The 22091-nt window shown below is 73.9% G+C and carries 21 protein-coding genes; 7 read left to right on the forward strand and 14 right to left on the reverse strand.

Annotation, left to right across the window (positions count from 1 at the left end):
* Positions 1–187: 187 nt before the first annotated feature.
* Together dapC and fdxA are read right to left on the reverse strand one after the other, a co-directional pair.
* A complete protein-coding gene (gene dapC / locus MHY85_RS04870; protein WP_239193664.1) occupies positions 188–1345 on the reverse strand; it encodes a succinyldiaminopimelate transaminase in 1158 nt (385 codons plus the stop codon).
* 5 nt (positions 1346–1350) lie between these two features.
* Positions 1351–1677: a ferredoxin gene (fdxA, locus tag MHY85_RS04875; protein WP_154729855.1), complete on the reverse strand. Its 327-nt coding sequence runs from the start codon at positions 1675–1677 to the stop codon at positions 1351–1353.
* A gap of 126 nt (positions 1678–1803) precedes the next feature.
* Between fdxA and MHY85_RS04880 the strand changes: the two genes are divergently transcribed.
* Entirely contained in the window at positions 1804–2085 is a 282-nt protein-coding gene (locus tag MHY85_RS04880) for a hypothetical protein (RefSeq protein ID WP_239193666.1), read from the forward strand.
* A gap of 47 nt (positions 2086–2132) precedes the next feature.
* Here MHY85_RS04880 and MHY85_RS04885 read toward each other — a convergent pair whose 3' ends face one another.
* The 6 genes from MHY85_RS04885 to MHY85_RS04910 form a co-directional block, all read right to left on the reverse strand.
* Entirely contained in the window at positions 2133–3920 is a 1788-nt protein-coding gene (locus MHY85_RS04885; protein WP_239193668.1) for a VanW family protein, read from the reverse strand.
* A 142-nt stretch (positions 3921–4062) separates the two neighbouring features.
* Positions 4063–4599, reverse strand: coding sequence for a flavin reductase family protein (locus MHY85_RS04890; protein WP_239193669.1), 537 nt, complete (start codon positions 4597–4599; stop codon positions 4063–4065).
* On the reverse strand, positions 4596–4982 hold the full coding sequence (locus tag MHY85_RS04895; RefSeq protein ID WP_239193670.1) for a hypothetical protein: 387 nt from the start codon (positions 4980–4982) through the stop codon (positions 4596–4598). The genes MHY85_RS04890 and MHY85_RS04895 overlap by 4 nt, the downstream gene beginning before the upstream one ends.
* Positions 4983–5106: 124 nt before the next feature.
* The gene (locus MHY85_RS04900) at positions 5107–6132 is read right to left on the reverse strand and encodes a PIG-L family deacetylase (RefSeq protein WP_239193671.1); all 1026 of its coding nucleotides are present in this window, start codon (positions 6130–6132) and stop codon (positions 5107–5109) included.
* An 11-nt stretch (positions 6133–6143) separates the two neighbouring features.
* The gene (gene typA, locus MHY85_RS04905) at positions 6144–8081 is read right to left on the reverse strand and encodes a translational GTPase TypA (RefSeq protein WP_239193672.1); all 1938 of its coding nucleotides are present in this window, start codon (positions 8079–8081) and stop codon (positions 6144–6146) included.
* 136 nt (positions 8082–8217) lie between these two features.
* Entirely contained in the window at positions 8218–10134 is a 1917-nt protein-coding gene (locus MHY85_RS04910) for an ABC transporter ATP-binding protein (protein ID WP_239193673.1), read from the reverse strand.
* A gap of 93 nt (positions 10135–10227) precedes the next feature.
* Here MHY85_RS04910 and MHY85_RS04915 point away from each other — a divergent pair, with 93 nt between their 5' ends.
* Positions 10228–10842 carry a PH domain-containing protein gene (locus MHY85_RS04915; RefSeq protein ID WP_239193674.1) on the forward strand — a complete coding sequence of 205 codons (615 nt, stop codon included), beginning with the start codon at positions 10228–10230 and terminating at the stop codon, positions 10840–10842.
* Positions 10843–10846: 4 nt separating this feature from the next.
* On the opposite strand, the gene MHY85_RS04920 is transcribed toward MHY85_RS04915, so the two are convergent.
* From MHY85_RS04920 to MHY85_RS04940, 5 genes are all read right to left on the reverse strand, one after another.
* Positions 10847–11917, reverse strand: coding sequence for an ABC transporter permease (locus tag MHY85_RS04920; RefSeq protein ID WP_239193675.1), 1071 nt, complete (start codon positions 11915–11917; stop codon positions 10847–10849).
* On the reverse strand, positions 11914–13530 hold the full coding sequence (locus tag MHY85_RS04925) for an ABC transporter permease (RefSeq protein WP_239193676.1): 1617 nt from the start codon (positions 13528–13530) through the stop codon (positions 11914–11916). The genes MHY85_RS04920 and MHY85_RS04925 overlap by 4 nt, the downstream gene beginning before the upstream one ends.
* A 205-nt stretch (positions 13531–13735) precedes the next feature.
* Positions 13736–15613, reverse strand: a complete 1878-nt coding sequence (locus MHY85_RS04930; protein WP_239193677.1) for an ABC transporter family substrate-binding protein — start codon at positions 15611–15613, stop codon at positions 13736–13738.
* A 491-nt stretch (positions 15614–16104) separates the two neighbouring features.
* Positions 16105–16512, reverse strand: coding sequence for a VOC family protein (locus tag MHY85_RS04935; RefSeq protein ID WP_239193679.1), 408 nt, complete (start codon positions 16510–16512; stop codon positions 16105–16107).
* Positions 16513–16645: 133 nt separating this feature from the next.
* A complete protein-coding gene (locus tag MHY85_RS04940) occupies positions 16646–17179 on the reverse strand; it encodes a CGNR zinc finger domain-containing protein (RefSeq protein WP_239193689.1) in 534 nt (177 codons plus the stop codon).
* Positions 17180–17292: 113 nt separating this feature from the next.
* Between MHY85_RS04940 and MHY85_RS04945 the strand changes: the two genes are divergently transcribed.
* The 4 genes from MHY85_RS04945 to MHY85_RS04960 all read left to right on the forward strand — a co-directional run bounded on the left by MHY85_RS04945 (position 17293) and on the right by MHY85_RS04960 (position 20569).
* Positions 17293–17961: a hemerythrin domain-containing protein gene (locus MHY85_RS04945; RefSeq protein ID WP_239193691.1), complete on the forward strand. Its 669-nt coding sequence runs from the start codon at positions 17293–17295 to the stop codon at positions 17959–17961.
* Positions 17962–18064: 103 nt separating this feature from the next.
* Positions 18065–19579: an APC family permease gene (locus MHY85_RS04950; protein ID WP_239193693.1), complete on the forward strand. Its 1515-nt coding sequence runs from the start codon at positions 18065–18067 to the stop codon at positions 19577–19579.
* A complete protein-coding gene (locus MHY85_RS04955; protein WP_239193695.1) occupies positions 19576–20022 on the forward strand; it encodes a hypothetical protein in 447 nt (148 codons plus the stop codon). Before MHY85_RS04950 ends, MHY85_RS04955 begins: the two co-directional genes overlap by 4 nt.
* Positions 20023–20125: 103 nt before the next feature.
* Complete coding sequence (locus MHY85_RS04960; protein ID WP_239193697.1) at positions 20126–20569, forward strand: iron chaperone; 444 nt, start codon at positions 20126–20128, stop codon at positions 20567–20569.
* Between the two features lie 114 nt (positions 20570–20683).
* On the opposite strand, the gene MHY85_RS04965 is transcribed toward MHY85_RS04960, so the two are convergent.
* Positions 20684–21187, reverse strand: coding sequence for a MarR family winged helix-turn-helix transcriptional regulator (locus tag MHY85_RS04965; protein WP_239193699.1), 504 nt, complete (start codon positions 21185–21187; stop codon positions 20684–20686).
* A gap of 109 nt (positions 21188–21296) precedes the next feature.
* On the opposite strand from MHY85_RS04965, the gene MHY85_RS04970 reads away from it, so the two are divergent.
* A complete protein-coding gene (locus MHY85_RS04970) occupies positions 21297–22088 on the forward strand; it encodes an SDR family NAD(P)-dependent oxidoreductase (RefSeq protein ID WP_239193701.1) in 792 nt (263 codons plus the stop codon).
* The last annotated feature ends 3 nt before the right edge of the window (positions 22089–22091 follow it).

Below are 22091 nucleotides of genomic sequence, written 5' to 3' on the forward strand. Positions count from 1 at the left end.
GCAGGTCAGGTGCCGGCGGCCGCTGCGGTGCGGGCGCGCGCCACGGGGGTGGCTCGGCCTGCGACGAGGCTACGTGCCGTCCGCGGGCGGAACCATCCCGGGAGCGGCGCGAGGCGCTGTGACGAGAGTCACACGTCCCGTCGCAGGGCACGGCCGCCGACGGAGCGCCGCGCGCCGGCCCCCGCGGTCAGCGCGCGCCGACCGCCGCGAGCCGCGCCGCCGCCGCCGCGATCCGCTCGTCCGTGCCGGTCAGCGCCACGCGCACGTGCCGCGGCGCGCCGTAGAACGACCCCGGCGCGACCAGGATCCCGCGCTCGGCGAGCCGGCCGACGGTGGCCCAGCAGTCGTCGTCGCCCTCGGCCGGCCGGGCCCACAGGTACAGCCCCGCGGCGGACCGGTCCACGACCAGCCCGGCGGCGCCCAGCGCCCCGAGCAGCGCGGTGCGCCGCGCCCGGTACCGCTCGCGCTGCTCCGCCACGTGCGCGTCGTCGCCCAGTGCGACGGTCATCGCGGCCTGCACCGGGGCGGGCACGATCATGCCGACGTGCTTGCGGGTGGCGAGCAGGTCGCCGACCAGCGCCGGGTCGCCCGCGGCGAACGCCGCCCGGTACCCCGCGAGGTTCGACTGCTTGGACAGCGAGTACAGCGCGAGCAGCCCCGTGACGTCGCCGCCGGTGACCCGCGGGTCCAGCACGCTCGGCACGCCGTCGGTCGCCCACGGCTCGTCCCAGGCCAGCTCGGCGTAGCACTCGTCCGAGGCCACCACGACCGGCCGCCCGGTGCGGGCCGCGGCGGCACGGGCGGCCTCGACCACCGCGCGCAGCTCCTCGACGCCGAGGACCCGGCCGTCCGGGTTGCCCGGGGAGTTCAGCCACACCAGGCGCACCCGGTCGCCGTCCGGTCCGGCCAGCAGCGCGGCCGGGTCGTCGGTCGCGACCGGCTCGGCGCCGGCCAGCCGCGCGCCGACGTCGTAGGTCGGGTACGCCGCCGCGGGGTGCGCGACCAGGTCGCCGGCGCCCAGGCGCAGCAGCGCGGGCAGCAGCGCCACGAGCTCCTTCGACCCGACCGTCGGCAGCACGCCCGCGGGGTCGAGGTCGGGGACGCCGCGGCGCCGGGCGTACCAGGCGACGACGGCCTCGCGGAGCGCGGGGGTCCCCCAGGTCTGCGGGTAGCCCGGCGCGTCGGCCGCGTCGGCCAGCGCCCGGCGCACCACCTCGGGCGTCGGGTCGACCGGCGTGCCGACCGACAGGTCGACGATGCCGTCCGGGTGCGCGCGGGCTCGGTCGCCGTACGCCGTCAGGGTGTCCCAGGGGAAGTCCGGCAGCGCGCCGGTGTGCAGGCCCACGCGGCCTACTCGCCGTGCACCTGGAGCGGCAGGGTGGCGATGACGGGGTGGTCCTTGTCGATCACGCCCATCTTCGCCGCGCCGCCGGGCGAGCCCAGGTCGTCGAAGAACTCGACGTTGGCCTTGTAGTACTCGCTCCACTGCTCGGGGACGTCGTCCTCGTAGTAGATGGCCTCGACGGGGCAGACCGGCTCGCAGGCGCCGCAGTCCACGCACTCGTCGGGGTGGATGTACAGCGACCGCTTGCCCTCGTAGATGCAGTCGACCGGGCACTCCTCGATGCACGCCTTGTCCTTGACGTCCACGCAGGGCTGGGCGATCACATACGTCACGGTGTCCTCCACGCGCCCCGGCCTCGGCGGCCGGGCGCGATCCGGGTCGGCTCGGGCTGGCTGCTCCTAGTATCGCTCACCTGCGCACGACCGGCGCAGCAGGGCACGACGAGACGGGGACGACACATGAGCAGCGCCGACGCGACCGCTCCGGGCGGACCGGGCGGCGGCGGCCCGGCCGCGGTCCCGTGGCGCGCGTGGCGGCCGGGTCAGCGCGTCGTCGTCCGGCGCCGGCTGCCGGCCGGCGAGCCCCAGCCGTACACCGACGTGCTCGGGGACCTCGTGGCGGTGGACGACGACGGGGTCACCGTGCGGACCCGCCGCGCGGGTGACGTGCGGGTGCCGGGCGCCGAGATCGCGCTGGGCAAGGTCGTGCCGCCGGCCCCGGAGCGCCGCCCGCGGCGCTGAGCCGCCGCGGCGCCGAGCCGCCCCCGGCGCGCCGGGGGCGGCGGACCTCAGCCCGCCGGCGCCGCCGACGCCGGGTCGGGCCCGCAGACCACCTTGTTCTGCGCCTTGTAGGTCCAGGTCGACGGCTCGACCGCGACGACCTCGCCGTTCAGCTTGATGGTCCGGGTGTTCGTGATCCGGAAGCCCGGGTTGCCCGCGGACTGCGGCGAGCAGGTCGGCGACTGCGAGTACACGGTGGTCGGCTGCACGACGTTGGTCTTCGGACCGGCCTCGGTGGTCACCTCGAAGTACGGGGTGCTCCAGATCTTCACCCACGTCTTGCCGTCCGCCACGTACGCCTGGACGAGCGCGCCGTAGGGCGTGGTGTTCTTCCACCTCATGTCGAGCGTGCCGGTGAACAGCGTCGCCTCGCGGCCCGCGGGGTACCGGGTGAACCACTCGGAGTGCGGCTTGTGCTCCACGTCCTCCATGCCGGCGAAGTAGGCCGCGTTGTACGTGGTCGTGGACAGCTGGGACAGCCCGCCGCCCCACGCGTCCGTGTGCTCGCCGCTGACGATCGCGCCCGCGGTGGTGAAGCCGTGCGCGGCGTCGATCGGGCCGAGCGCCTCGGTCAGGCTGAACGTCTCCCCCGGCCGGACCAGCGTGCCGGAGATCGCGGCGGCGCCGGCGGCGATGTTCTGCGTGCGGCGCGGCTCGGAGGTCAGCGGGGTGGAGAACTCGGCGACGACCTGGGTGACGCCGAGGGCCTGCAGCGCCTCGGTGGTCTGCGCCGGGTCCGAGGCCACGAGCTCCACGGCCGCGTCCCGCTGGTCGGACTGGGTGGCCTGCGCGACGGCGGCGGCGAGCGCGGCGGGGTCCAGGGTGGTGCCGGGGGTGCCGGGCACGATCACCGGGGCGCCGTCCTGGAACTCGAAGCGCGCGTCCGAGGCGGTGGTGAGCAGGTTCGTGGAGCGCGCGAGCACCGCCTCGACCAGCGCGGCGCCGTCCAGCTGCAGCACCAGGTCGGAGTCCTGCGGCACCATCGACGCGGCGGCGCCCAGCACGTCCACCGGCAGCTCGACGGTCTGGCCCGCGACCTGCACGGCGACCGGCGCCGCGACGACCCGCGACGCGACGTCCTGCAGCGCGCGGTCGGTCTCCTCCTGGGTGATGTCGGGGGCGACGACCTCGGTGGCGAGCTCGAGCGGGCGCGCCGCGGTGAGCCAGGTGCCGGCCAGGGCCTCGCGGGCGGCGTCCTCGTCCAGCGCCCAGCCGTCCTCGGCGGCGACGGCGTGCGCCTCCCCGTCCGCGAACGCGATCGACCCGTCGACGGGCGCGAGGGCGAGCGTCCCGGACAGCGACGCGACGGCCGCGTCGAGCGCGTCGTCGTCGACGACCGTCACCGGCTCCTCCGCGGCGCCGCCGACCACGTGCCGCCACAGCCGCTGCGGCCGCAGGTCCGCGCCGGTCAGCCGCTCGACGGTGGCGGCGGCGTCGAACGTCAGCCCCGCGGCCGCCGGGTCGACGCTGCCGGACATGTCCTGCGCGCTCACCGGCACGGGCTCGGCGGCGAGGCCGCCCAGCTCGTCGGTCAGGACCTGCTCCGCGCGGTCGGCGGACATGCCGCCGATCGGCACGCCCGCGACCGTCGTCCCGCGCGGGACCCGGTCGGCCAGGGCGAAGGACGCGCCGACGTACGCACCCGCCAGGAGCACGACCACGCCGCCGACGACCAGCGCCGCGCGCAGCCGGCGCCGCGGGCGCTCGGGCTCGAACTCGTCGAGCGGGGACCACGACTCCTCGGGTCCACCGCCGTCCACGACGGGCTCGGTGCCCTCCGCGCTGCCCTTCGCCATCCAGGTCCCCCCTCGCGAGCGGCGGCGCCGGGATCAGGACGCCGCGACCGCCGATTCTACGGCCGCGGCCCGGGTCCGCCCCGGGTCCCTGTCCCGCTTTCGACCGGTTCGCAGGTCACGACTTCGCAACGACGCCCGCGGCTCAGCGCAGCCCGCGCACCCGCCGGCGCAGGTGGACGAGCGAGCCCGCCCCCGGGTCGCCCTCGCGGGACTCGAGCACGTCGGCGAGGACGACGTCGTGGTCCCCCGCCGGCACGATCTGCGCCGTCCGGCACTCGAACCAGGCCGCCGCGCCGGACACCCACGCCGCGCCCGACCGCGGCGCCGCGACGTGCGGCACGCGGTCGAGCTGCCCGACGGCGGGGCGCCCCGGCGAGGCGAGCCAGTCGGCCACCGGTGCCTGGTCGTCCGCGAGCACGCTGACGGCCCAGGTGCCGACCTCGTCCAGCGCGTCCCGCAGCCGCGCGTCCTGGTGCACGCACAGCAGGAGCATCGGCGGCTCGAGCGAGACCGAGGTCAGCGCGGAGGCGGTCATCGCGTGGTCGGTGCCCTTCCACCGCACGGACACCACGACCACCCCCGCGGGCAGCCGGCCCATCGCCGCGCGGAACGCCTCCGTCGCCTCGGCTCCCGCGGCGCCGGCGTCGCCGTCCCCGTAGAGCGGGTCGACCTCGGTCACGGGACGCTCGGGCGGCGGCGCAGCGGCACGTCCGCGAACCAGCGGCGCGGCGCGAGCGCCACGGCGAGCGCCACCGCCAGCGCACCGAGCGCCCACGTCCAGCCGAGGGCGGCGTCCCCGCCGGGCACCAGCACGTCCCCGCCCGGGCCGAACCCGGACAGCACCTGCACGCTGCCGAACAGGCCGACCAGCAGCCCGACCGAGGCGACCCAGCCGCCCCAGGCGCGCGCGGTCACGGCGGCGGCCAGCACCAGCAGCAGGCAGACGACGACCCCCCAGGGCGGCACGGAGCGGTGCATCACGGTGCCGACGGTCCCGACGAGGACGCCGAGCAGCAGGGCGCCGAGGGCGCGGAGGACCATCCGGGTCGACAGGGGCTGCACGCGCGTCAGGCTACCCCGCGGCGCCACCGGTGCCCGGCCGTGAGGTCGGCGGAAGGGCGCGAGGTCGGCGGACAGGAGTGACGACCTCACCGCGAGGTGACGACCTCGCGATCCGCCGCGTCGGTCAGCGGGCGCCCGCGGGCAGCGCCAGGGGCGCGGCCGGGGCGCGGCCCGGGGCCCAGACGTACGACTCCCGCGGCAGGACCGGGGCGAGGACCAGGTTCGACAGGGCGTAGCAGGCCACCGCGTCCGGGTGGTCGAGCGGCGTGACCACCTGGACCTGGGTGGCGTGCGCGCGCAGGGCGGCCAGCACCGGCTCGCGCACCGGCAGCACGTCGACGACCAGGTCCTCCGGGCCGCCGGTCGCGACGGAGGGCAGCGCGCCCGCCGGGCCCGGCAGCGTCAGCGGGGCCTCGCGGGTCGCGCGCCGGTCGTCGGACGCGGCGGCGAGCACGGCGCGCGCGGCCCGGTCGGCGGCCAGGGCGGCGTACCCCGCGCGCAGGGCGGCCGCGGGGGCGACGGCCCACGCGACGGCGGGCGACCAGCCGCCGTCGGGCGACGCGCCGTCGTCGGACAGCGGCGCGGTCGCCAGCTCCACCGCGCGCATCGTGATCGCGTGCGCCCGCACGTGGTCGGGGTGCCCGTACCCGCCGCCCGGCTCGTAGGTCACGACCAGGTCCGGCCGCCGCTCCCGCAGCAGCCCGGCCAGCCGCCCGGCGGCCTCGTCGAGCGGCACCGCGACCAGCGCCCCGGCCGGCACGTCGGCCGCGGCGCCGGCCCGCCCGGTCCCGACCCAGGCCATCCCCGAGTCCTGGTAACGCGCACCGGACGCGCCTCCCCCGGCAGCCGGGTCGCCGGGGAGCGGGAGGGTGTCCAGGAAGGTCTGGGTGACGCCCAGGGCGGTCGCCGCGGCGGCGACCTCCCGCTCGCGGTGCCGCGCGAGCGCCTCGCCGTCGCCCTCCAGGGCCGCGAGCGGCGCGCCGATCACCTCGCCGCGCTCGCCGCGGGTGCACGTCACCACCGTCGCGGGCAGGCCGGCCCCCGCCCAGGTCGCCAGCAGCGCGCCGGTGGACAGCGTCTCGTCGTCCGGGTGCGCGTGCACCGCGAGCACGCCACCCGTGCGGGTCGGCGTGCTCGCGGCGTCGGTCATGCGCGCTGGCGTCAGGCGCGCTTGGTGCGGGCCACGGCCCGGGCGCGCTCCGTCTGGTCCAGGATCACCTTGCGGATGCGGACGACCTCGGGGGTCACCTCGACGCACTCGTCCTCGCGGGCGAACTCCAGCGACTCCTCGAGGGTCAGGTGCCGCGGCGGCACCAGGTTCTCGAAGTTGTCGGCCGTGGAGGAGCGCATGTTGGTGAGCTTCTTCTCCTTGGTGATGTTCACGTCCATGTCCTCGGCGCGGGAGTTCTCGCCGACGATCATGCCCTCGTAGACCTCCTGCGTGGGGTCGACGAAGAACGACCCGCGCTCCTGGAGGTTGATCATCGCGAACGGCGTCACCGCACCGGCGCGGTCGGCGACCAGCGAGCCGGAGACCCGGGTCTCGATGGGGCCGGCCCACGGCTCGTAGCCCTCGGCGATCGACGAGGCGATGCCGGTGCCGCGGGTGTCGGTGAGGAACCGGGTGCGGAAGCCGATGAGGCCGCGCGACGGGACCAGGAACTCCATGCGGACCCAGCCGGTGCCGTGGTTCGACATGGTCTCCATGCGGCCCTTGCGCTGCGCGAGCAGCTGCGTGACGGCGCCCAGGTACTCCTCGGGGACGTCGATCGTCATGCGCTCGACGGGCTCGTGGACCTTGCCGTCGATCTTCTTGGTGACGACCTGCGGCTTGCCGACGGTGAGCTCGAAGCCCTCGCGGCGCATCTGCTCGACCAGGATCGCCAGCGCGAGCTCGCCGCGGCCCTGCACCTCCCAGGCGTCGGGGCGGTCGGTCGGGACGACGCGGAGCGACACGTTGCCGATCAGCTCCGAGTCGAGGCGGTCCTTCACCTGGCGGGCGGTGACCTTGTGGTTCTTGCCGCCCTTGCCGGCCAGCGGCGAGGTGTTGATGCCGATGGTCATCGAGATCGCCGGGTCGTCGACCGTGATCAGCGGCAGCGGCCGCGGGTCGTCGGGGTCGGTCAGCGTCTCGCCGATGGTGATGTCCGCGATGCCCGCGACCGCGACGATGTCGCCGGGGCCCGCCTTCTCGGTCGGCACGCGGTCGAGCGCCTTGGTCTCGAGCAGCTCGGTGATGCGGACGTTCTGCATCGTGCCGTCGTGCCGCGCCCAGGCGACGGTCTGGCCCTTGGTGAGCTCGCCGTTGAAGATGCGCAGCAGCGCGAGGCGGCCGAGGAACGGCGACGCGTCGAGGTTCGTGACGTGCGCCTGCAGCGGCGCGCCCTCGGTGTAGGTCGGCGCGGGGATCTTCTCGAGGATGGTCCGGAACAGCGGCTCCAGGTCCTCGGAGTCCGGCAGGCCGCCGTCGGCGGGCTGGGTCAGCGACGCGCGGCCGGCCTTGGCGGCGGCGTACACGACGGGGACGTCGAGGATCGCGTCGAGGTCCAGGTCCTCGACCTCGTCGTGCAGGTCGGACGCCAGGCCCAGCAGCAGGTCGGTCGCCTCGGCGACGACCTCGGTGATCCGGGAGTCCGGGCGGTCGACCTTGTTGACGACCAGGATGACCGGCAGCTTCGCGGCGAGCGCCTTGCGCAGCACGAACCGGGTCTGGGGCAGCGGGCCCTCGGACGCGTCGACGAGCAGCACGACGCCGTCGACCATCGACAGGCCGCGCTCGACCTCGCCGCCGAAGTCGGCGTGTCCCGGGGTGTCGATCACGTTGATCGTGATGCCGCCGGGCTCGCCCACCGCCGCCGCCGCGGGACCGGCGTACCGGACCGCGGTGTTCTTCGCGAGGATCGTGATGCCCTTCTCGCGCTCGAGGTCGCCCGAGTCCATCGCGCGCTCGTCCACGTGGGCGTGCGCACCGAAGGCGCCGGACTGGTGGAGCATCGCGTCGACCAGCGTGGTCTTGCCGTGGTCGACGTGCGCGACGATCGCGACGTTGCGCAGGTCGCCGCGCACGCGCGTGCCCGTGGGCGAGGTGGGCACAGTCATGTCAGGACTCGTTTCCGCGAGGAAGTGGGGAGATGAGGGGCGCGACGACGTCGAGCGCCGATCGATTGTACGCGCACGCGCGCCCCGGCACGAGGAGGGGTCGTGCCGGGGCGCGCGGGACGGGCTGCGGGTGCGGTCAGACCTGGCCGGGCCCGGGACCCTGGTACCGACGACCGAGGGTCTCCTGCTCCGCGTCCTCGAACGCCTCGACGCGCTGCCCGTCGGCCACCGCGGCCTCCGCGGCCGAGGTGCCGGCCGGCGCGGCCGCCGCGAGCAGCCGGTCCCGCTCCTCGCGGCGCAGCTTCTGCTCCGCGGGGTTCGGCACGGGCACCGCCGCGAGCAGGCGCTTGGTGTAGTCCTGCTGCGGCGCGCGGAGGATCTGCTCGCGCGGGCCGACCTCGACCAGGTCGCCCTTGCTCATCACGGCGATCCGGTTGGACAGGATCTCGACGACCGCGAGGTCGTGGCTGATGAACAGGCAGGCGAACCCGTATTCGCGCTGCAGCTCCTGGAACAGCTCCAGCACCCGCGCCTGCACGGACACGTCGAGCGCGGACGTCGGCTCGTCGGCGATCAGCAGCTTGGGCGACAGGGCCAGGGCGCGGGCGATGCCGACGCGCTGGCGCTGGCCGCCGGACAGCTCGTGCGGGTAGCGGTTGCGCATCGCGCGGGGCAGGTGCACCCGGTCGAGCAGCGACTCCACCCGGCGGTCGAGGTCGGCGCCCGAGGCGATCTTGTGCAGCTTGAGCGGCTCGCCGATCGACTCGCCGATCGGCAGGCGCGGGTTCAGCGAGGAGCCCGGGTCCTGGAACACGATCGAGACGTCCTGGCGCACGGCGCGCAGGTCCTTGGGCTTGATGCCCGCCAGCTCGACGCCGTTGACAGTGAGCGAGCCGCCGGCGACCGGCAGCAGGCCGACCGCGGCGCGGCCGACGGTGGTCTTGCCGGAGCCGGACTCGCCGACCAGGCCGACGACCTCGCCCTTGCCGATGGTCAGGTCGATGCCGTTGATCGCCCGGAACGCCGGCACGCGCCCGCGGCCCGGGTACTCGATGACCAGGCCCTTCGCCTCGAGCGCGGAGCCGGTCCGCGGGTCGTCCAGGAGACCCGGCCGCGGCAGGGGCTGGCCGAGCGGCCGCTCCGAGACGTGCAGCGTGGCGGTGCCCTCGGCCGCGGCGACGGGGTGCTCGCCGTTCAGGCCGGAGGCCGCGAACGTCTCCGAGCCGAGGTGCGGCACGGCGTCCAGCAGCTGGCGGGTGTACTCGTGCTGCGGGCGGTTGAACACCTCGTCCGCGGAGCCCGACTCGACCACGCGGCCGTTCTTCATCACCATGACGCGGTCCGAGAGGTCCGCGACCACGCCCATGTCGTGGGTGATGAGGATGATGCCGGCGTCGACGCGGTGCCGCAGGTCGCGCATCAGCTTGAGGATCTCGGCCTGGACGGTCACGTCGAGGGCCGTGGTCGGCTCGTCGGCGATGAGCAGCTTGGGCTCGCAGGCGAGCGCCTGGGCGATCATCGCGCGCTGGCGCTGGCCGCCGGAGAGCTGGTGGGGGTACTTGTCGACCGACTCCTCCGGGTTCGGCAGGTCGACCATGCGCAGCAGCTCGACCGCGCGGGCGCGGGCCTGCTTCGGCGTCATGTCGAAGTGCACGCGGAGCGTCTCGACGATCTGGAACCCGACGGTGTACACCGGGTTCAGCGCCGTCATCGGCTCCTGGAAGATGACCGAGACGTCCTTGCCGCGGACCTTGCTCAGCTGCTTGTGGTTGAGCCCCAGCAGCTCGCGGCCCGCCAGCTTGGCGGAGCCCTCGGAGCGGCCGTTCGGCGGCAGCAGGCCGATCAGCGACATCGACGACTGCGTCTTGCCGGAGCCGGACTCGCCGACGATCGCGAGGACCTCGCCCGGCCGGACGTCGTAGGACACGTCCTCGGCCGCCGGGAACCACTCGCCGTCGACGAAGAACTCCACGCGCAGGTCGCGGACCTCGAGGATCGGCGCCTTGGCGTCGGCCGCGGGTGCCCCCGGGCTGGTGGCGTAGTCAGTGGTCACGGTTCACGAGATCCTTCCGTGGGACGACCCGATGTGTGCGGGCCGCGCGACGTCGAGAGGGGCGGACGTCCGCTGGTCTGGGACGATGGCCGCATGGTCTCGGCGGACGTGGTGGAGTACAGACCGGCCTTCGGCCGGGTGCTGGCGGTGGTCGTGGCGGTCCTGGGCCTCGGCGGCCTGGTGACCGGGCTGGTGGCCGACGCGGGGGCGACGTGGCCCTACGTGGCACCGGTGCTGCTGGTGGTGCTCTGGGTGTGGGCCGCCTACTGGCGCCCCGCCGTGCTGGTCAGCCCCGCGGGCGTCGAGCTGAGGAACGTCACCCGGACGATCGAGCTGCCCTGGCCGACGATCCAGCGGGTCGACACCCGCTACGCGCTCACGCTGCACACCGCGTACGGCGACTACGCCGCGTGGGCCGCGCCGGCACCGAGCCGGGCCCGGGTCGCGACCTCCGGCAAGGGGGACGTCGCGGACCTGCCCGGCTCGACGTACGGCCCCGGCGGCACGGTGCGCCCCGGCGACCTGGCGTCGAGCGCCTCCGGCCAGGCGGCCATCATCGTGCGCCGCCGCTGGGAGGAGCTGCGCGACGCGGGCGTCCTGGACGACCCGCGCCTCGAGCGCGCCACCCCGCGGGTGCGCTGGCACGCCGGCACGCTGGCCGCGATCGCCGTGCTGATCGCGGCCAGCGTGCTGACCGTGGCGCTCTGACACGTCAGGCTCGCGCCGCGGCCCGGGCCTGGGAGCGGGCCTTGCGGGCGTCCGCCTTCGCCAGGGCCCGCTTGGTCGGGATGCGCCGCTGCCGCGGGTCGAAGGCGTCGCGCAGGCCGTCACCGATGAAGTTCACGCACAGCGCGATCGTCACGATGAACAGGCCGGGCCACCAGAACAGCCAGGGCCGCGTGGCGAACGCGGTCTGGTACTCGTTGATGAGCTGGCCCAGGGAGACCTCGGGGCTGCTGATGCCGAATCCGAGGTAGGACAGCGCGGTCTCCAGCAGGATCGCGGAGGCCATGAGCAGCGTCGCGTTGACGATGATCACGCCGACCGCGTTCGGCAGGATGTGCTTGAACATGATCCGGGCGTTCGACGCCCCGGCCACCCGCGCCGCGTCCACGAACTCCCGCTCGCGCAGGGTGAGGAACTGCCCGCGCACCAGACGCGCCATGTTCGTCCAGGACACCAGCGACAGGGCGATGGCCAGCGACCACGGGTTCGCGCCGCCGACCAGCACGCCGAGGATGGCGCCGATCATGATGACCGGGATCGTGATGATCATGTCGGTGAACCGCATCAGCAGGTCGTCCAGGCGGCCGCGGAAGAAGCCCGCCAGCGCGCCGACGAGGACGCCGATCGTGGTCGACAGGAGCCCGATCACGAACATCACGGTGAGCGACTGCTGCGTGCCGCGCATGACCAGCGCGAAGCCGTCGTGCCCGATGTTGTCCTGGCCGAACGGGTGCTCGCCGAACGTGAAGCCGCCGTCCTGGAACCCCATGGTCGGGGCGCCGCCGGCGTTCACGATGTCGCTCGTCTCGCGGTAGCCGTACTTCCACCAGCCCGGGATCGGGCCCCAGCCGATGGACGTGGTCACCAGGATGACGACCGCGACCAGCACGACGGCCGAGATCATCGCGCCGCGGTGCCGCAGGAACCGCCGCAGGACGATGCGGCCCTGCGAGAGGCCCTCGACCTCCTTGAGCTCGATGGCGTTCTCGGTGTTCTCGACCGTGCTCTTCGGGTCGGTGATGCCCTCGTTGGGCTCGAGGGGAGGAGTGATGCTCATGAGTTCACCCGGATCCGGGGGTCGAGCGCCGCGTAGACGAAGTCGACCACGATGTTGGCGAGGACGAGGAGGGTGCCGGTCACGAGGAAGTACCCCATGATCGGGTCCGCGTCCTTGGCGCCCAGGGACTTGATGAACAGCGCGCCCATGCCGCTCCACGCGAAGATGCGCTCGGTGATGATCGCGCCGCCGAACAGGGCCGCGATGTCCAGCGGCACCACGGTGGCGAGCGGGATGAGCGCGTTGCGGAACGCGTGGCGCGTGGTCACGACCCGCTCCGAGAGGCCCTTGGCCCGCGCGGTGCGGATGTAGTCCTGGTTCATCACCTCGAGCAGGCTCGCCCGGGAGTACCGGGTGTAGCTCGCGAACGAGATGAGGATCAGCGCGATCGTCGGCAGCACCAGGTGCGTGAACTTGTCGAGCGACTCCACCCAGAAGTCGCCGGACAGGCCGGGCGTCTGCGAGCCGATCGTCGCGATCGGCCGGCCGTTGATCACCGACGCGTTCGAGTACGTGTACCAGACCGCCATGACGCGGTCGACGAAGATCAGCACGCCCACGCCCACGGCGGTGACGGCCGCGGCGCGCATCGAGACGGCGCGGTCGTACCCGCCGAACAGGTAGCCGACGACCAGGCCGACGACGATCGACGCGATCGCCAGCCCGACGATCAGCAGCCAGGTCGCGTTCACGAACGCGAACTGCAGCGGGTAGTAGAGCGCGGCGCCGATCGCGACCGTGGTCAGCGAGGCGTACAGCGCGCGCCGGTTGTCCAGGCCCGCGCTGAGCGCGACGACGCCGAACGCGATGCCGACGCCGAGGACGAGCACGCCCACCAGGCCGAGGCTCGGATTCAGCAGCCAGTCGGAGTTCGAGATGAACAGCAGCGCGGCGGCGGTGGCGACGAGCGCCGCCCCGAACGACACCCAGCGGGTCCGGGTGCTGCCACCGATGATCGACGACCAGAGCACGCCCGAGATCACGGACAGCAGGGCGATCCACAGCGGCGGGACCGCCGGGTCCGCGAGGAAGTCGTTGAAGCCGATGGCGCCCCAGAGCTTGAGGAGCACCGCGACCCAGAACGACGGCAGCGAGTACAGGACGAACGACAGGAACGTGACGCTGTAGTCGAACCGCGTGTACTGGCGCAGGGCCGACACGATGCCGACCAGGACGCCCAGGCCGATGGCGAGCAGCGTCGACGCGGCGACGAGCTGCACGGTGCTCGGGATCGCGGAGCCCAGCAGCGCCGTGACCGGCTGGCCGGAGACCCAGCTGGTGCCGAGGTCACCGGTGAACAGCGCGCCCAGCCACTTGAAGTAGCGGATGACGGGCGGGGTGTCCAGGTCGAGCGCCAGGGTGCGGGCCGCGATCAGCGCCTCCTTGTTCGGCGCCGTGCTCGTCCGCAGGTCCTCGAGGGGATCCAGGGAGTACGCCAGGAGCATGTAGACGATGAACGTCGCTCCGAGCAGCACGATCGCCGACGACACGAGGCGTCGACCGAGGAAGGTCAGGGTGGGCGCTGCGTTCCGGAACCAGGAACGGCGCGCCGTGACCGGTGCGTCGGGCGCGGAGCGCGCGCCGGAGGCACGGGTCGTCACAGAGGTGGCCATGGGGTCCTTGCCTCACGGGAAGGGGGGTACTCGCAAAGCGCAAGTGTAGGCACTCCGGATAGGGGTGCTGCGCCCGGGCCGGGGTCGGCCGTGGGTACCCGTACGGCTGTGGTACTGGAAGGGGCACGGCAACGGGGGTACCGCGGTGGCCGCGGTACCCCCGTGCCGGTGTCGCTCCTCGCCGGAGGAGCGTCAGGTCAGTGCGTCACTCGGTCTCGGTCGCCGTCGGCGCCTCGATGGAGTCGTCCGCGCTGATCTCCCAGTCCCAGTAGTTCCAGAAGATCGTCGGCGAGAGCGCGATGGTCGAGACGCCCTCGAGGACGTCGCGGTGCGCGACCACGCCGGGGAACTGGAAGATGTTGACGCCGAAGGCGTCCTCGTTGAGCTTCTGCTCGATCTGCGTGGCGAGCTCGATCTCCTTGTCGGAGTCCGTGTTCGTCGCGACCTCGGCCCACAGGGCGTCGACCTCGGGGTTCGAGTAGCCGCCGTAGTTGTTCTGGCCGCCGGTCACGTAGTTCGCCTCGGCGTTCAGGATGAACGTGTTGGTGGACTGCCAGCCGAACAGCGACGCGTCGTACGTGCCGGTGCCCAGGATCGTGCCCCAGTTGTCGTCACCGTTGTCGATGACGTTGAAGCCGGCCTGCGAGGCGGACGCCGAGATGAGCTGGAACTCGTTGGCGCGGCGCACGTTCGACTTGCCGTACAGGAAGCGGACGTCGACCGGGGTGGTCACGCCGGCCTCGGCGAGCAGCGCCTTGGCGCCCTCGATGTCGACCTCGGCCCAGGCGTCGGAGCCGTTGTTCGCGACGACCTCGTCGTAGCTGGGCGCACCCGGCACGATCAGGAAGGAGTCACGGGTGGTGGCGTCCTCCTGCAGCGGCTGGATGAGCTTCTCGATGATCTCCTGGCGCGGGATCGTCTTGAGGAACGCCTCGCGGACCTTGCGGGCCTTCTCGGCGTCGCCGCCGTAGGTCGCCGGGTCGAACGGGCCGCCGTTGTCGAAGGTCAGGTCGACGTGCTCGTAGGTGCCCTCGGGGGCCGAGGTGTAGGAGACGCCGTCGATGCCGTCGAGCGTCGCGAGGACGTCCACGGACGACTGCGGGGCGATGAGGTCGACCTCACCGTTCTGCAGCGCGGTCACCGACGCCAGCGGGTCCTCGGTGTAGCGGACCGTGATGGAGTCGACCTTCGGCTCCGGGCCCCAGTTGTAGTCCTCGTTGCGGGTCAGCGTGAGGTACTGGTTCTCGACGTAGTCCGAGATGACGTACGGGCCGTACGAGAGGTACAGGTCCGGGTCGTCCGGCAGCGAGGTGAAGTTGAACGCGTTCGTCCAGGTGTCCGCGATCTTCGCGAGCGCCGCGGCGTCGTTGTTCTCGAACGCGTCCTCGACGGCCTGCTTGGCCTCGGCCGGGTCGTCGATGCCGAGCGCCAGCTTGCCGACCACGTGGGCGGCGACCGGGCTGGGCTGGTTCATCGACACCTCCCAGTCGGAGCGCGGGGTGTCGTAGACGTACGTGACCGAGCGGCCGTCGTCGCCGATCTCCGGGAACTCGGAGATGGCGGTCATGGCCGGCGAGGAGGAGTCGAAGTAGACCTGGCCCTCGCCGACGATCGCGTTGCCCTCGTCGTCCGTCTCCACGTCGGAGGCCGCGACCGTGTCGAACTTGTCGTTCTGGGCGCCCCAGAACAGGATCATGTCCGCCGCGTCGACCGCGGTGCCGTCCGACCAGGTGACGCCCTCGTTGACCGTGTACTTGACGGTCAGCGGGTCCTCGGAGACGACCTCGTACGTGCCGAAGTCCTCGTTCTTCGCGAGGTTCAGGTCGCCGTCGTAGTAGTTGAAGAACGAGGTCGTCAGGTAGACGATGTTCGCGTTCGTCGTGGCGTTGCCGTTGGCCGTCAGGTTGTTGGTCGAGCGGAAGGGCTCGTTCCACCCGACGTTGACCGAGGTCGTCTCCTCGATCTCGCTCTGCTGCGCCGGGCTGGAGCACGCGGTGAGCACGAGGGCCCCCGCCGCCACCGCGGCCGCCGCGGCGCTGAATCGCCTGATCTTCAATGTTCCTCCTGTGAAGGTGGCGCCCACCCGTCCTCGCGCCGCGCGGGCCGACCTCCAGGGGTCGTCCCGAGCGCGGCAGACGTGCGGTCCCGCCGTGGATGGGGCAACGCTAGTGACCCCACTTGGGACAAAACGGACACATCCCCCCGTCGGGGGCGATCGTTACCGGATCGATACTGAGCAGTAGTGTCCAGCATTCAAGACGGAACCTGCCGGAAACACGGCGGAAACATGCCCGTCAGGGCATCCGCGGCAGGCGGATGCCCTCGCCCGGGGCCATCGGCTCAGCGCGGAACCGCAGCCCTGTGCTATGGGGCGACCGCCGGTCGCCCGCTCCCCCGGCGTCGGGACGCCCTCGTCCGCGCACCGGGTGTGACGAGCATCGCACGCGGCGCGCCGGGCGGCACGGCGGGGCGGCAGGCGGCATGGCGGGGACGGGGGCGGCACGGCGCGGGCGGAGGGCGGCACGACGGTGCCGCCCGACCCCTGGCGGACGGGCGGCACCGTCGGGCGCTCCGTCAGGCCGCAGCAGCCGCGGTCTCGACGTTCAGGATGTTCCCGTCCGGGTCGGCGAACCACACCGACCGCATCGCACCGTCCGTCAGCACGCCGTCGGACCAGGACCCGGACGGCAGCTCGAACGTCTGGAACTCCACGCCTCCGGAGCGCAGCGCGGCGACCTCGGCGTCGAAGGCGTCGCCGGGGACCTGGAACGTCACGGCGGTCGCCTGGTTCGTGCCGGCGTAGGAGGACGGGTACACCAGCATCCCGCCCTGCTTCGTCGCGTAGACGACGCCCATGCCCTCGGCGTCGTCGAGCCCCGGCACCTCCATCCGCCGGAAGCCGAGGGTCTGCTCGTAGAACTCGCGGGCGCGGCCCAGGTCCCGCACGGCGAGGCAGGGCATCGCGGGGTGGTCGGACAGCATCGTCGCCTCCAGCGCGGGCCCGCCGACGGTCGGCCGGCCGGCGCCCGCAGCGTACGGCGGACGGCTCGCAGCGGGGTCGCGGGGCCGGCGACGGGGCCGCGTCGCACCGCCCGCGTCGCACCGGCCCGCCGCGTCAGGCCGGCGCGGACCCGGCCCGGGCGCGGCGGCGGTAGGCGCGCGCCTTCATCACGTCGCCGCACTCGTCCATCGAGCACCACCGGCCCGACCGGTTGCGGGACCCGTCGTGGTACACCCACTGGCAGTCGGGGTTCGCGCACGCCTTGAGCCGTGCCCACTCCCCCGTGGCGACCGCCCGGTGCAGCGCCGCGAGCACACCGCCGACCAGCGCCGCCTCCGGGCCGGCCCCGGGTGCCGGGACCAGCGCGAGCGCGCCGCCGTCGGCCGGGGCGACCACGAGCGGGTACCGCGCCGCGAGCGCGCCGACCGCGGTCGCGTCGCCGCCGCCGAGGTAGCCCCGGAGGACGTCCCGCGCCTCGACGAGCGCCGCCGGGCCGGTGCCGCGGAGCCGGTCGACCCCGTGGAAGCGGTCGTCCGTGTTGAGCAGCGCGCGCAGCCCCTCGGTCGCGTCGGGCGCGACGCCGGGCTCGGCGCCGCGGACCACCCAGGCGTCGAGCGGGTCGGTCCCGGGGCTCTTGACGGCGGACATGGCCCTGAGGATAGTCGTCACCACCGTTCGGCGATAGCCGGTGACGTCCGCAGGGGCGACGTCACCGGCGCCGGACGCTCCGAGACGTCCCACCGAGCGAGAGCGAGCCGACGATGACGACGACCACCGACCGTCCGGGGTGCGACACCTCCGACCTGCTGCACATCCACCAGCTCTTCCGCCGGGCGTTCGCCGACGCGCCCGGACTCGTCCGCGGCGTGCGGGACGGCGACGTCGGCCGGATGCGGGTCGTCGCCGCGCACGTGCGGGAGGTCGCGACCGGCCTGCACCACCACCACGAGGGCGAGGACCAGCTGCTCTGGGACCGCCTCGAGCAGCGCTCCCCCGCCTGCGCCCTGCACGTCGGCCTGATGCGCGCGCAGCACGCGACCGTCGCCGAGCTGCTGCGGGACCTGGACGCCGCGCTGCCCGCCTGGGAGGACGGAGCGCCCGCCGCCGCCCGCGACGCGGTCGCCCGGGTGCTCGACGACGTGCACGCCCTGCTCGAGCTGCACCTCGGCCAGGAGGAGGACCGCATCCTCCCGACCGCGTCGAGCGTGCTCAGCCAGCGCGAGTGGGACCAGCTGCACGAGCACGGGATGGCCTCGGTGCCACGCAGCCGGCTGCTGATCCAGCTGGGCTGGATCCTGGACGCGGTGCCGCCCGCCGAGCGTGCCGGGTGGCTGCGCACCAACCTCCCGGCTCCCGCGCGCCTGCTCTGGCACACCGTCGGGCGGCGGCGGTTCGCCGCGCACCGCGCGCGGGTCTACGGCGTGGGGTGACCCGCGGGCCGTCGGGAGGTAACCCCGGCCGGGTGAGGCCGACCCACCCGCCCCTTCCTAGCGTGGACCTCGTCGCCGGCCACGGCGCGGAGAGGGGGCCACCATGTCCGCGGAGACCGCACCCACCACCGGCGAGCCCGCGGGGCGCCACCGCGCGGGCGACGCCCCCGAGCCGCCGGCCGCGGACGCGCCGGCGGCGCGCACCCCGGTGCCGGCCGCCCAGTGGATCTCCTGGGTCGCCCTCGCGATGATGACCACCAGCTCGGTGGCCAGCCTGCGCGCGGCGCCGACCATGGCGATCTACGGCCTCGCCGCCGTGTTCCTGTACGTCGTCCCGGCCATCGTGTTCCTGCTGCCGACCTCGCTGGTCTCCGCGGAGCTCGCCTCCGGCTGGAAGGGCGGCGTCTACAACTGGGTGTCCGAGGGCATCTCGAAGCCCGCCGGGTTCCTCGCGGTCTGGTGCCAGTTCGCGATGACGATCTTCTACTACCCGACGCTGCTCGGGTTCGTGGCCAGCACGCTCGCGTACGTCATCAACCCGGACCTCGCGACCAGCGGCGTGTGGACGGCCGCCGTCATCGTGGTCGTCTACTGGAGCGGCGTCTGGGTGTCGTCCCGCGGCACCAAGGCGATCGCGGGTCTCGCCTCCGGCGGCCTGATCATCGGGACGCTGATCCCCGGGGTGCTGCTCGTGACCCTCGGCGTCGTGTTCCTCGGGCAGGGCAACCCGTCCGCCGCGCCCATGGACGCCGAGCACCTGCTGCCCGCGTGGGCCGGCCTGTCCAGCCTCGTGCTGATCGTGAACAACTTCCTGTCCTACTCGGGCATGGAGATGAACGCGGTGCACGTGTCGTCGCTGCGCAACCCCTCGCGGGAGTTCCCGCGGTCGATGTTCCTGGCGATGGGGATGGTGCTGCTGATCTTCATCCTGCCGGCGCTCGCCATCTCCTGGTTCGTGCCGGCCGAGGAGCTGTCGCTCACCGCCGGGATCATGCAGGCGTTCGACGCGGTGTTCGCGCAGTTCGGCTGGCAGTGGCTGACCCCGATCATCGGGATCATGCTCGTCGCCGCCTCCGTCGGCGGGATGCTGACCTGGCTCGCCGGACCCTCGAAGGGCCTGCTGCTGATCTCCCGGCAGGAGGGCTACCTGCCGCCGTTCCTGCAGCGGCTCAACAAGAACGGCGTGCAGCAGAACATCCTGGTCGCCCAGGGCGCCGTCACCACCGTCATCGCCCTCGGCTACGCGCTGATCCCCTCGGTGTCGAGCGCGTACTGGGTGTTCTCGGTGATCACCACGCAGGTCTACCTGATCATGTACCTGCTCATGTTCGTCGCCGCGGTGCGGCTGCGGCGGCTGCACGCCGACCACCCGCGCGGCTACCGCGCCCCGATCATCCGCACGCTGTGCGGCGTCGGCTTCGTGGCCTCGGCGGCAGCCCTGCTCGTCGGGTTCGTCCCGCCGTCGCAGCTCGGCACCGGCAGCCCGTTGCTCTACGTCGTGGTCGTCGGCGGCGGCGCCCTCGGCCTCGGCCTGCTCGTGCCGTTCCTGTTCTACCGGTTCCGCAAGCCCACGTGGCGGCTCGCGGAGGCGCAGCAGCCGGAGGTGAGCGCGTCATGACCGTGCCCGTCGAGACCTCGACCCGCCGCGAGCGCGGCTGGGTCTACGGGGTGAGCATCGCGGTCCTCGCGGTGCTGGTGCTCATCGCCCTGCTGTCGTTCCGCTCCGCGCGGCAGGACGCCGAGGCGCAGGACAAGGCCCAGGAGCTGGTCGACGCGATGGCCGCGTCCGGCGCCGACCGGCTGCCGTCGGCCGACCGGGTCGCCGCGGTGCTCGGCACCGACGGCGGCGTCGTCTGCGCCGACCCGGCGTCCGCCCTCGGCAAGGCGGCGCTGTTCCGCGGCCTGGCGAACGGGGCCACGGGCCCGGGGAGCCGGCCGACGGTCGCCGCGGAGCGCGCCGTGCGCGCCGAGCTGCTCATCGTCGAGGTCTACTGCCCCGAGCACCTGGCGGACCTGCAGGCGGTGGTCGACGACCTGCGGCTCTCGGACACCGGGTCCTGAGGCCGCGGGCGCCGGACCCGTCAGGATCGGAGAAGCACCGGCCCGGCCCGGCCTCCTACCGTGGGCTCACGCACCGCACCCGGCCGAGCAGGAGGCACCGAGCATGACCGAGACCCGCGAGTCCACCGCGAACTTCACCGCCGAGGAGCGCGCCGCGATGCAGGAGCGCGCCGCCGAGGTCCGCACCGCCCGCAAGCGCGGCAAGGCCGCCGGCGACCCGGAGGCCGAGCTGCTCGCGAAGATCGCCGAGCTGCCCGAGGAGGACCGGGCGATGGCCGAGCGGATCCACGCGATCGTCCGCGAGGTCGCGCCCGGGCTCACCCCCCGCACCTGGTACGGGATGCCGGCCTACGGCGCCACGAAGGCCGTGCTGTTCTTCCAGCCGGCGTCCAAGTTCAAGGCCCGGTACGCGACGCTCGGGTTCAACGACGACGCGCGGCTGGACGACGGCGGGATGTGGCCGACGGCGTACGCGCTGACCCGGGTCGGCGACGCCGAGGAGGCGGCGATCCGGGACCTGGTGCGGCGGGCGGCCGGGGAGGGGTGAGGGCGGTCGGTCGAGCCGGTCACGCCCCGAGGAGGGCCGCGGTCGTCGCGCGCCGGAGCGCGGTGGCGGTCTTTCCCACTCCCTTGGGGCCGTCGAGGGCGATCGGCCGGCCGGTCACCGCTCCCCCGGCACGGGCGGCCGCCAGCCACCCTCCTCCCGCACCGCCCGCGCGATCCGGAGGCTGATCTCCCGCAGCTGCCGTGCCTGCGCCGCGGTCAGCCGGTCGAGCACCAACCGGTGCACCGTCGCGACGTGCCCGGGCGTCGCCGCCACGACCGCCGCCCGCCCGGCGTCGGTCAGCACGGCGAGCGTGTAGCGCCCGTCCGCGGGGTCCGGCTCCCGGTGCAGCCACCCCCGCCCCTCCAGCCGGGCCGCCGCGCGGGACAGCCGGGACAGGGTGCTGTTCGCGTAGTCGGCGAGCACGCTCATCCGCAGCGCGCCGTCGTCCGCCCGGCTCAGCGCGTAGAGCACCCCGTACTCGAAGTGCGTGATCCCGGCGTCCCGCTGCAGCTGCGCGTCGAGCGCGGGCGGCAGCCACTCCAGCACGGTGGCGAGCGACGACCAGGTTGCGAGGTCGTCGCCCTCGAGGTCGGCAGGGGGCTGCGCGGCGTCCGTCATGCGGGGCAGCCTAGCCTGGGCTGACTTGCCCAGGAAAGTCATCGACGCCTACGGTGACTTTCCTGAGCAAGTGATCGCCGCGCGGTGCGGCGGCACGGGGAGGACCACCATGGATCTGCAGCTGACCGGGACCCGGGCGTTCGTCAGCGGGTCGACGCAGGGCATCGGCCACGCGATCGCCGAGGCGATGCTGCGCGAGGGGGCCGAGGTCGTCGTCAACGGGCGCGACGACCGCCGGGTGCGGGACGCGGTCGACCGGCTGCGCGCCGCCGTCCCGGGGGCCGCGGTGTCCGGGATCGCCGCCGACCTCGCGGACGCCGACCAGGTGGAGCGGCTGCTCGACCGGCTCGGCGACGTCGACGTGCTGGTGAACAACGCGGGCGTCTTCGACGTCGCGCCGTTCGACCGGGCCACCGACGCCGACTGGCAGCGCTACCTCGACGTCAACCTGCTGAGCGGCGTGCGCCTCACCCGCCGGCTGCTCCCGCCGATGCTCGCCCGCGGCCGGGGCCGGGTGCTGTTCGTCAGCAGCGAGTCGGGCGTGGACGTCCCGGCCGACATGATCCCCTACGGGGTCACCAAGGCGGGGGCTCTGGCGCTGGCCAACGGCCTCGCCAAGACCACGCGCGGCACCGGCGTCACGGTCAACACGATCCTCGGCGGGCCGACCTACTCCGACGGCGTCGCACGCACGGTCGAGCAGATCGCGCAGGCCCAGGGCGTGCCCGCCGGCGACCTCAAGGACGCACTCGCCGCCGCCCGGACGACGTCGCTGCTGCAGCGGTTCCTCGAGCCCGAGGAGATCGCGCGGCTGGCGGTGTACCTGGCGAGCCCGCTGTCGTCGGCCACGAACGGCGCCGCGGTGCGGGCCGACGGGGGCGTGCTGACGACGCTGCTGTGAGGC

The organism is Cellulomonas sp. ACRRI, assembly GCF_022346185.1.
Taxonomy (GTDB): Bacteria; Actinomycetota; Actinomycetes; order Actinomycetales; family Cellulomonadaceae; genus Cellulomonas.